Source organism: Halomicronema sp. CCY15110 (genome assembly GCF_016888165.1).
Classification (GTDB): Bacteria; Cyanobacteriota; Cyanobacteriia; order Phormidesmidales; family Phormidesmidaceae; genus Halomicronema.
This window is the reverse complement of the sequence record NZ_JACSWC010000365.1, coordinates 1-9,262: the sequence shown is the minus strand read 5'-3', so window position 1 is coordinate 9,262 and position 9,262 is coordinate 1. Positions and strand designations below refer to the sequence as shown.

At 51.4% G+C, this 9,262-nt stretch carries 10 protein-coding genes and 1 pseudogene; 4 read left to right on the top strand and 7 right to left on the bottom strand.

Annotated features, from left to right (window positions below; all coding sequences use genetic code 11):
* Positions 1-875: 875 nt before the first annotated feature.
* Positions 876-2,117, top strand: coding sequence for a bifunctional ornithine acetyltransferase/N-acetylglutamate synthase (gene argJ / locus JUK32_RS17230; protein ID WP_204140098.1), 1,242 nt, complete (start codon positions 876-878; stop codon positions 2,115-2,117).
* A gap of 181 nt (positions 2,118-2,298) precedes the next feature.
* Positions 2,299-2,547, top strand: a pseudogene (locus tag JUK32_RS27660) (IS4 family transposase); the annotation flags it as partial.
* 49 nt (positions 2,548-2,596) lie between these two features.
* On the opposite strand, the gene JUK32_RS17225 reads toward JUK32_RS27660, so the two are convergent.
* On the bottom strand, positions 2,597-3,028 hold the full coding sequence (locus JUK32_RS17225) for a DUF1824 family protein (RefSeq protein WP_204140097.1): 432 nt from the start codon (positions 3,026-3,028) through the stop codon (positions 2,597-2,599).
* A gap of 87 nt (positions 3,029-3,115) precedes the next feature.
* On the opposite strand from JUK32_RS17225, the gene radC reads away from it, so the two are divergent.
* A complete protein-coding gene (radC, locus tag JUK32_RS17220; protein ID WP_204140096.1) occupies positions 3,116-3,847 on the top strand; it encodes a DNA repair protein RadC in 732 nt (243 codons plus the stop codon).
* A gap of 203 nt (positions 3,848-4,050) precedes the next feature.
* On the opposite strand, the gene mutY is transcribed toward radC, so the two are convergent.
* The 4 genes from mutY to JUK32_RS17200 form a co-directional block, all read right to left on the bottom strand.
* A complete protein-coding gene (gene mutY, locus JUK32_RS17215) occupies positions 4,051-5,136 on the bottom strand; it encodes an A/G-specific adenine glycosylase (protein WP_239112776.1) in 1,086 nt (361 codons plus the stop codon).
* Between the two features lie 98 nt (positions 5,137-5,234).
* A complete protein-coding gene (locus JUK32_RS17210; RefSeq protein WP_375541579.1) occupies positions 5,235-5,579 on the bottom strand; it encodes a DUF760 domain-containing protein in 345 nt (114 codons plus the stop codon).
* 248 nt (positions 5,580-5,827) lie between these two features.
* Complete coding sequence (locus tag JUK32_RS17205; protein ID WP_204140094.1) at positions 5,828-6,070, bottom strand: 2Fe-2S iron-sulfur cluster-binding protein; 243 nt, start codon at positions 6,068-6,070, stop codon at positions 5,828-5,830.
* A gap of 209 nt (positions 6,071-6,279) precedes the next feature.
* Entirely contained in the window at positions 6,280-6,567 is a 288-nt protein-coding gene (locus tag JUK32_RS17200) for a DUF2470 domain-containing protein (protein ID WP_204140093.1), read from the bottom strand.
* Positions 6,568-6,615: 48 nt separating this feature from the next.
* Here JUK32_RS17200 and JUK32_RS17195 point away from each other — a divergent pair, with 48 nt between their 5' ends.
* Positions 6,616-7,035 carry a hypothetical protein gene (locus JUK32_RS17195; protein ID WP_204140092.1) on the top strand — a complete coding sequence of 140 codons (420 nt, stop codon included), beginning with the start codon at positions 6,616-6,618 and terminating at the stop codon, positions 7,033-7,035.
* Positions 7,036-7,073: 38 nt separating this feature from the next.
* Here JUK32_RS17195 and JUK32_RS17190 read toward each other — a convergent pair whose 3' ends face one another.
* Positions 7,074-8,318 (bottom strand): cell wall metabolism sensor histidine kinase WalK, encoded by a 1,245-nt coding sequence (locus JUK32_RS17190; RefSeq protein WP_239112774.1) that lies wholly within the window; start codon positions 8,316-8,318, stop codon positions 7,074-7,076.
* 5 nt (positions 8,319-8,323) lie between these two features.
* Entirely contained in the window at positions 8,324-8,755 is a 432-nt protein-coding gene (locus tag JUK32_RS17185; RefSeq protein ID WP_204140091.1) for a response regulator, read from the bottom strand.
* Positions 8,756-9,262: the final 507 nt, after the last annotated feature.

The window sequence follows — 9,262 nt, the reverse complement described above, 5'->3', positions numbered from 1 at the left end:
GGCCATCGCCTCCTTGACCGGCTATGACTTTATCCTTGAGGCTCTATTCTATGCAGCTTTATAGAGAATTGGTATAATATAGGGGCGAACTCCTTCTTTGTGGGTAAATAAAAACAAAATTAATAGGTGAACTAAGAAGTGTTTTTTCGGTTTTACTCTGCACGGTAACGATCGCGATCGGGCACTAAACGACTATGGATCGTCACCTAATCGAGGTAATGTGCCAATCATCATCGACATTTAATCATCCTGAAGTCATCACCACTGGACTAGAGTATATCAACCCATCGTCCTCCCATCAAAAAGCAGCCATTGCGTCGGCGCAACAGCTGCTTTGAAGCGATTTTGGCTTTCTAGATGTTCTTTGAAACAGTGACAGCAGCACCTAGAAAGGCTTTTGGAATATTCTTCCACTTTTTAGAGACTAATTGGAGTTGCGTGAGTATTGAAGTTAACGGTATGGACTGGCTCAATACTGATGGCAATTCTCCCAGATTTCATGACAGAAAAATATCAAGAACCTGATGAGATGCTGCTGTCTTGGACGAAATTGAATCAGACGTTAAATCGATGCTTAACCTCCTATTCAAAGTGGATTGGTCTTCCGATCTCAGACCGGAGCTTTTTGCTCCTTATTAATAATATAAACCCTATTTTTTTTGATCTGCAGCCTATGAAACCAAACTTTATGGCCAGGTTAACCCTGCTTTCAGTTATGTTGCAGTTCATGTAGAGACGGCTGATTTGGCCCGCTGAACCCGGCATCTTGCTGCACAATCCATACAGTTCAACCTGCACGGCGGCAAGGGGCCGAACCCTGGAGATGGTTGGACAGGTTGGGGACAGTGACTGACTAGCAAAACAGATGAAGTGACATGGCAGACTGGCAAGTGGTAGAAGGTGGCGTAACCGCGCCAAAAGGGTTTCGGGCAGCTGGGGTGACAGCGGGACTTAAGCCATCTGGGGCAGCGGATTTGGCCTTGATTGTTTCGGATACGGATGCGATCGCGGCGGGGGTATACACCCAAAGTCAGGTGCGGGCCGCCTGCGTAGATTATTGTCGGCAGCGGTTAGAGGCCAAGCCCTATGCTCAGGCGATCGTGGTGAATGCCGGGCAGGCCAATGCCTGTACTGGCCCCCAAGGCTGGCAAGATGCTGTCACTACCTGCCAAGCCACGGCCCAAGCCCTACAGATTGCTGAGGAGTCAGTGCTAGTCGCTTCGACCGGGGTGATTGGTCAGCGCATCAAGATGGACGCGCTGCAAGCGGGCATTCCTCAAGCGGTGGCGGCCTTGTCGGCCACGGGGTCTGATGATGCGGCGAAGGCGATTATCACTACAGATTTGGTGACCAAGTCCATCGCGCTGGAAATGAATTTAGATGGTCGCCCGGTGCGAGTGGGGGGCATTGCTAAGGGCTCCGGCATGATTCACCCCAACATGGCGACCATGCTGGGATTTATTACTTGTGATGCGACGGTGTCGCCGTCTTTGTGGCAGTCGATGCTGCGGCGAGCGATCGCCCATAGCTTTAACCAAATCACGGTGGATGGCGACACCAGCACCAATGACTGCGTATTGGCGTTGGCGAATGGCGAATCGCGCACGCCAGCCATTACTGAATCCGGCCCCGAAGCGGCGCGGTTGGAGGCCATGCTAACGGCCGTTTGCGACCACCTCGCGAAGGCGATCGCCCGCGATGGCGAAGGGGCCACCTGCTTGATGGAAGTGACGGTGAGCGGAGCGACAGATAATGCCGCCGCCCGCCAAATTGCGAAAGCGATCGCGGGGTCCTCGCTGTTGAAATGCGCCATCTTTGGCCACGATCCCAACTGGGGACGCATCGCCGCAGTGGCCGGACGGGCAGGCGTGCCGTTCGATCAAGGTGATTTGCGCATTCAACTGGGCGAGTTTTTACTGATGGAGCACGGGCAACCGCTGCCTTTTGACCGCCCCGCCGCCAGCAACTATTTGAAACAGGCCACCCAGGGGGAATACCTCCAGACAGATACCGTCAATATTGATGTCTGTGTGGGACATGGCACTGGACAGGGGATCGCTTGGGGCTGCGACTTTAGCTATGACTATGTCCGCATCAATGCCGAATATACGACCTGAGGCCAAATTGCCTGAGAATGTTCTGCTTAGCGAGCTCGGGGAATCCCCCGCTGTCGTGCCTCCTTCACAAGTTATCCATTACGCGAAAGTTTCTATATTGCTTTTGGGTCTGTGGTTTTGGGGATTGGTCAACGCCTAATTGATCAGTTGTTGCTCGAAAAGCGCCCACTAGCGGGGCTGGCTCGCGTCGACTCACTTCACCGAAGCTGAACGGCTACGAAAGCACTTCGCACTGCTGACCTTGGCGCTCTGCTGGACGATGAAAATGGGATTGTTGTTACATCAGGTGCGGCCTATTGCGATCAAGAAACATGGTCGCAGAGCCAAAAGTTTGTTCCGTTTAGGGTCGGACTATCTTCGTCACAGCCTGCTCAATCCCTTTCCACTCTCTGAAAATGACTTTCGCCACACACTCAAACGTTTGTCCTGTAATCAGACCCCCCTGTACAAAGGAAGACAAAGTTCCAAAAATTGCACAACTACTGTGGCAACTCAAACAAATCAAACGGAAACGGCCCGTAAGTTCCATTGATCAGATCAACCTCAGGCTCTGAAGCATGAAATGACACCAGCACCCCCCGCGACGCTCCGGTGTAGCCATCTAAATACCAGGCTCCTTTGAGCGTATTGAACTTGAGAAAGACTGGCCCGCTGCGCGCTTCTAACTCTAGTTGCACCGGGCGACTCAAGACCGCGACATAACTTTCCAGAGCCATTTGAGCGATCGCCAGCGTATCGGCACAGACCCCCAAGGTCTCATAATCCGCTGCCTCATTAAATGCCCTTAGCGCATCTCGAATGGCAACTTTTTCAGTCTCAGAGAGATCTGGAGGCGTTTCCAAACAGCTAAATTGAGCCAAGCGTTTTCGCAGGGCTTGGTAATCTATCGGGTTAGAATCTATGGCCGTCATAAGTTAACTCACCGTTAAATCTCAAATTCTCTTGGGCTTACTGAAAGTAGGGCTTTGCCCACCTACCTTAATGGCTCAGGTGCATCTATGACGACCTACCAAGTGCGTGTGACCGATATGCCCACAAGTGAGCGTCCGCGCGAGCGACTGCTTGACTATGGGGCCAAAACTTTAGCAACTGCAGAACTGATTGCGATTTTGTTAGGCACTGGGCAAGGGCCAGGCAAGCTCTCAGCGGTCGGCTTGGGGCAATACATTCTGCAATGCCTGGGCGCAAATCAGCGAGACGCCATGAGCGTCATGCGGGATGTATCGCCCCGAGAACTTATGGAAATTCCTGGGGTGGGACCAGCCAAAGCCACCAGTATTTTGGCCGCGATCGAACTAGGGAAGCGAGTTTTACAATCCCGCCCACCAGAGCAAACCGTGGTTGATGACCCCAGTGTGGCTGCCGCTGCTATGAGCCACGAATTGATGTGGCAAGCCCAAGAACGCTTTGCCGTCCTCTTTCTCGACATTAAGCACCGCATTTTGGGCATGAAGGTCATCACTATTGGCACGGCAACCGAGACCTTAGCCCACCCCCGTGACATTTTTCGCGAAGTTTTGAAGCACGGGGCAACCCGCATTATCGTGGCGCATAACCATCCCAGCGGCAACCTCGACCCTTCACAAGAAGATATTCACCTCACCCGTCAGCTCTTAGAAGCCGCCAATTTATTAGGCGTGCCAATTTTAGATCACCTAATTTTGGGGAACGGCGACTTTAGCAGCTTGCGGCAAACCACCGCCCTCTGGCAAGAATCGAATTTGACCTAAAACCGGCGATCGCTCTCGTGGTATTCAGCCATGGCGGAATTAATCAGGACAACAGGTTTTCGATTTCATAAACGCATTAGTCCCTTCGCTGTGGTGTATCGAGGTGGCAGCCTGAAATACTGAGACGTGAGACCGCAGCACCGGCAGCTGTTACGCCAATGCCGATAAATTAGCCAATCTTTGGATGTGTCCTAGCACCTGCCCTACGGAGTCTCGATCGCCCTGATGGCTTCAATAATTTGGCCATTGGCCTTGGGAAAAGGAAACTGGTCAAGTTCTGAAACGTCTACCCAGCGCACTTCGTCGCATTTAATTGGCTGGGGCTCGCCAGCGACATGGCGACAATGAAACACATTCAGCGTCACTTTGAAATGGGTATACGTGTGGTCGATGGTAATGAGGCGATCGCCCACCGCCACATCAATGGCTAGCTCTTCCTGGAGTTCCCGCCGAATACAGTCTTCGACGGCTTCCTCCGGCTCAATTTTGCCCCCTGGAAACTCCCACAGGCCGCCCAACAATCCGCTTTGCGGGCGACGGTCAATCAAAATTTGTCCCTGCTCGTTCCACACTACGGCGACGCCAATCTGCTTATGGGGCAAAGGAGCGCGAGTTTCGGTCATGGGAATCTCCAACTGAACGTTTTGATTGTACGCCGCACAGGGCGATCGCCAAGGACAAATCAGACACGCTGGCCGATGGCGCGTACATACCGTAGCCCCCAAGTCCATCAAGGCTTGATTAAAGTCACGGGCCTCATGCGGCGACACCAACGCCGTGGAAAGCTCCCAAAGTTGACTGAGTGCCTGACTGGGAGGTTGCCGCAGCGCAATCAGGCGGGCCAAGACCCGCTTCACATTGCCATCGAGAATCGGCAGCGATTGATTAAACGCGGCGCTGAGAATGCCCCCTGCCGTGGTGCGCCCAATGCCCGGTAATGCCACCACCGCCTCAAACTCATCAGGAAACTGGCCCTGGTGTTGCTCCACAATCACTTTTGCCGCTTTGTGCAAGTTGCGGGCGCGAGCATAGTATCCCAACCCCTCCCAGGCTTTCAGCACAGACTGCTGATCTGCTGCCGCTAAGTCATGCACCGTGGGAAAAAGTTGTAACCAGCGTTGATAGTAGGGCAGCACCGTTTTGACCTGGGTTTGCTGCAACATGATCTCCGAGATCCAAATCGCGTAAGGATTACGAGTCTCCCGCCAGGGCAACTGACGCCCCTGCTGGCGGTACCAGATTAACAAGGTTTGACGTAGCTCCACAAACAAATCGCTCGGCCAAGTCAAGAATGACTTAGCCGAGCGATCGCTGTTCAATAATCCAGACTTTCGGGATTCCTTTTGAGCCACTCAAACTGTCTCTGGGCAACTCTTCAGAGGATACCTTACTCCGACTCTTCACTGGTGCTAGAAGAGACGATCGCTTCCTCAAAAGCGAGACGCTGCTCAGCACTTTTCAAAAAGTAGCCGCTCATCATCGCGGAAGCGAGCAGCCGACCCAACTGTTCACGGCTAGTGGTGACCGAAATGTCAAAATTTTGCGCCGGCAATCCCCCCAGTAAGCCGATAATATTATGTTCCATGGCTTGCATGACATCTGAAGATACCGGGCGAGATAACTGAGCCACCGTCTCAGGTGCCATCGCCTGAACGTACTCAAGCAGAGAATTACTGCCCCTTTTATCGTTATCCCAAAAGGCTGGAGTTTGGCCTGACGAGTTGTTCACAATTCTTACCTCAATCGGCTAGCGACAGACTAACTGCGTCAACAAAGCTGGGCAACTAGTGCGTAACATTGATTTCAATGATTTCAATGTAACAAGCGACGGCTGGACAGCGGGTAGGTAGAACCGTACCTCAATGGGTAAAGTTAACGCCCCAGGTGCCGTAGCTCATGCGTCTGTTACTAACTTGCCCGCATCATATCCGAGATCAACAAACCCGCAGCAATCAACAAATTTTGTATAAAAAGTACTGGCTACCACGTAGGATCCACATACAAGTTGATGGTTAATTCGGCTTGCCCAGGGGGCACGGCGCTAATACAGGAACAGATCGGCTCTTCCCGACCATCAATTTCCACCTCGCAGGCGTGACAAGACCCCATCAAACAACCAGTGGGAATCGTGATGCCGGCACGCTCTGCCACCTGTAGCAAGGGTTCGCCCACCTCAGCGGTGACGGTGACATCATCAGGTATAAATTTTATCTTGACTGTCATATCCGCAATCAACCCTACCCATTCAGTTTGTTCTTCAGTGGTCAACTCATGACTCACAGCGAATCAATCAGCCTGGCCATGGGGCATGAGTTCACCTAGTCAGCTCACCCATCCATGACGTGCATAGAAAGCAGCTGTTCGGGAGTGCGTGCTCAGGCGGCATCCTCACGATGGGAAAACCGCCCCCATGGAGGCTGCTCTCTGGGCACCTAGCCTTGGGCTGTTTCACCAGGTTGCTTCAGCATTTCCACCAACACATGGTGCGCTTCTTTGGCGCTTTCCAGTTTGTGATCAAAGGGAATCCGCAGCGGCGTTGATGCCCCCTCTACCTCTGCGACCAAATTCATGCCCTCGGCATCAATCGATTCCATGGTGGCCGCAACGGCTGACTTGGCCTGACCATAGACCTGGGCATACACCAGCACCGAGTCGGCATGATCTTTATTCATGTGGTTGCAGATGCGATCGCTCACTGCAGCAGTAATTGGCTCTGACATGATAGATCTCGTAAAAGACGTTTACAGATAGACATAACTTACGTTTTGATGATACCGCCTTTGCCAGACCACGCCGAGCAGCCCTGGCCCACTGGGCATATCTTCCAAAGTCCAGGGGCACATCTAACCTATCGGGTCATTGGCCCTTGCTGTCGCCTGTACGATCGCGAACAATTGCCCTGGCCCTGTTGTCGTCTTCAGTGGCGCAGCAAAGAACCCAGTTGGCGACGCATCGGACGGCGATTTGTGCCGGATATGGCTACCCGCAAGTTCCCCTCCTACTGCGTAGAAATTTTGGGGCAAAGCAGCAGCAAGGCTTTTGTGACCACGCTGTACACTACAAAGCTCTCGCGTGAAGCGCAAAATTGGTGGTACACCAAACGTGTGCAGGCGACTTCCCCGATCACCATAACTGCACCACCCCCCGCCGCCGCCACTGATTCCACGCTTGAATTTGGGCCTTCCTGAATCAGTCGCTATGCTCGCGATCGCCATCATGTTGTGGCCTACCCAGCAATTGTGTGCGGAATTTGGACTCGGAAAATGGACCCCTGCCCCGGCTGACTATCCACAGTAATGAAACCCTCCATCATGTTGACCAATGAGTGGGTAATCGCTAATCCTAGGCCGGTACCACCATGGTGACGAACAATCGATTGATCAGCTTGGCGGAACGGTTGAAAAATGCTGGATAGGTGCTCAGGCTGAATACCGATGCCCGTATCTTGCACCGAAATTTCAAGACTGTTAGTCGCTACTGTTTTGACCGCGATAGCGACTGTCCCAGCCTTAGTAAATTTAATTGCATTCGAAAGTAAGTTGACTAAGACCTGCTTCAACCTACGGCGATCGTTGTAAACTTTGCTATTCTCAAGCGCGATACTTCTATCAATTTTGAGCCCTTTTTTCTCGGCCACCCATAGCATTTCTAACGCAACTTCTTGCACTAGGGCCGTTAAATCAAAAAAATGTGGCGCTAATTGCAGTCGATCTGACTCAATGGTTGACATATCTAAAATGTCATTGACCAAGTACAGTAAGCTTTCGCCGTTGGTATGAATACAATCGACCATCTTCGCTTGATAGTCGTTGAGCGAGCCTTTTGTCTGACTTTTTAAAATTTGGGAAAAACCGAGAATCGAATTGAGAGGAGTCCTCAACTCATGGCTGACGGTCGCCAAAAACTCCGCTTTGTGCTGATTGGCCTGAAGTAATCGAAGATTTTGCCGCTCAATTTGCTGACGCTGGGCCTCTAATTCTTGATTTTGTTCCCTCAGCAGCACGTTCGTCTGTCGCAGTTGTTCCTGGGCTGCCCTAACCCGCTGCTCGGCTCGATAGGCGTTAATCGCGTGGCGAATCAAGCTATGTAGATTTTCTGGAGATAGGCGAGACTTAGCGAGGTAATCTGAAGCGCCAGCTTTCATTAACTCAACGGCAATCCGCTCGTCGCCTTGCCCGGTGAGCACAATGATGGGTAAGTGATTGCCCTCTAACCGCAGTTGCTTAACGAATGACAAGCCGTCCGTATCGGGCAACCGAAAATCTAGAAAAATACAATCGAATGAAGCACTGGCTAAAAGTTCTTTAGCCTGCTGAGCAGTCTCCGCTTCTGTAATCTGTGACTGTAAAGGGGTCTTATCAAAATGCCGACGAATCGCCATGCGATCGATGACATCGTCGTCGATGACCAAAACACTTAAGGTTCCATTCATCATGGTTGCGGATACTACAGGAGATAAAAAAGTCGTCATGACGCTCAAGGCATCTCACACAAAGTCCAGTAATGGTTGAGGGCTGCCATCACTTCTGCAAAACTCGAAAAAGTCACAGGCTTCAGGATGTAGCCCGCAACATTGAGCTTGTAAGCCTCAATGCGATCTTGATCTTCGTCAGAAGTAGTGAGCACAATGACGGGGGTAGGAGCCAAAGCGGAGTCCTGACGGAGGGCTTGCAAAAACTCGATTCCGTTCATTTTTGGCATGTTGATGTCGAGAAGAATGATGCGTCGAGTGTTGGGGACGTTTTGTCCATCAAGATTCTCGCCTCTGAGCATGGCGAGGGCTTCGAGTCCATTCTCCGCAACAAACAAGGGATTAGTAATGCGATTGCGTTTGAATGCCCGTTTAACATTCATAACGTCAACTTCATCATCTTCGACAAGCAAAATATTGATTGTTTTATCCTCCACTCACCATTTCCTCGCAGCTAATGTGGCATTAAAATGCTTCAAAAGACTGGCAATCTATGTAACTAATCATACCGACTTCCAGTTTCGTTGCCGTCATCCATAAGTTAGAGGATTGTGGGCTTTGGAAAGTTGTTGATTACAGGCTGCGCAAGGGGAGAGCTACCCAGAAATGTACTGAAGAGATGTCCTGAAGAGAGCCGATTTGGTGAAATGTGATAGGTGAGGTTAAGAGCGATTAGCAAATCCTATCCTCTGCGCGATTTTTCAGTGCTCTCGTGAGCTGATCGCGAGGCCGAGTTCTAAGTTCTAATCTGGCACATTCATCAAGGGGGCCGGGCGGACAGCTTGCTCGTAAGCATATTCTGTAATCCAAAACTGGGATGTCCGCGATCGCAGCAGATTCCATCGTTCTGATCGCTAGGTCAAGGAACCAGCCCTTTCAAGGTGCTTTCTTCTCAGCTTTAGCTTTGGCAAGCAATCGAGCGGTTGAGACATGAGGTTTCTTTT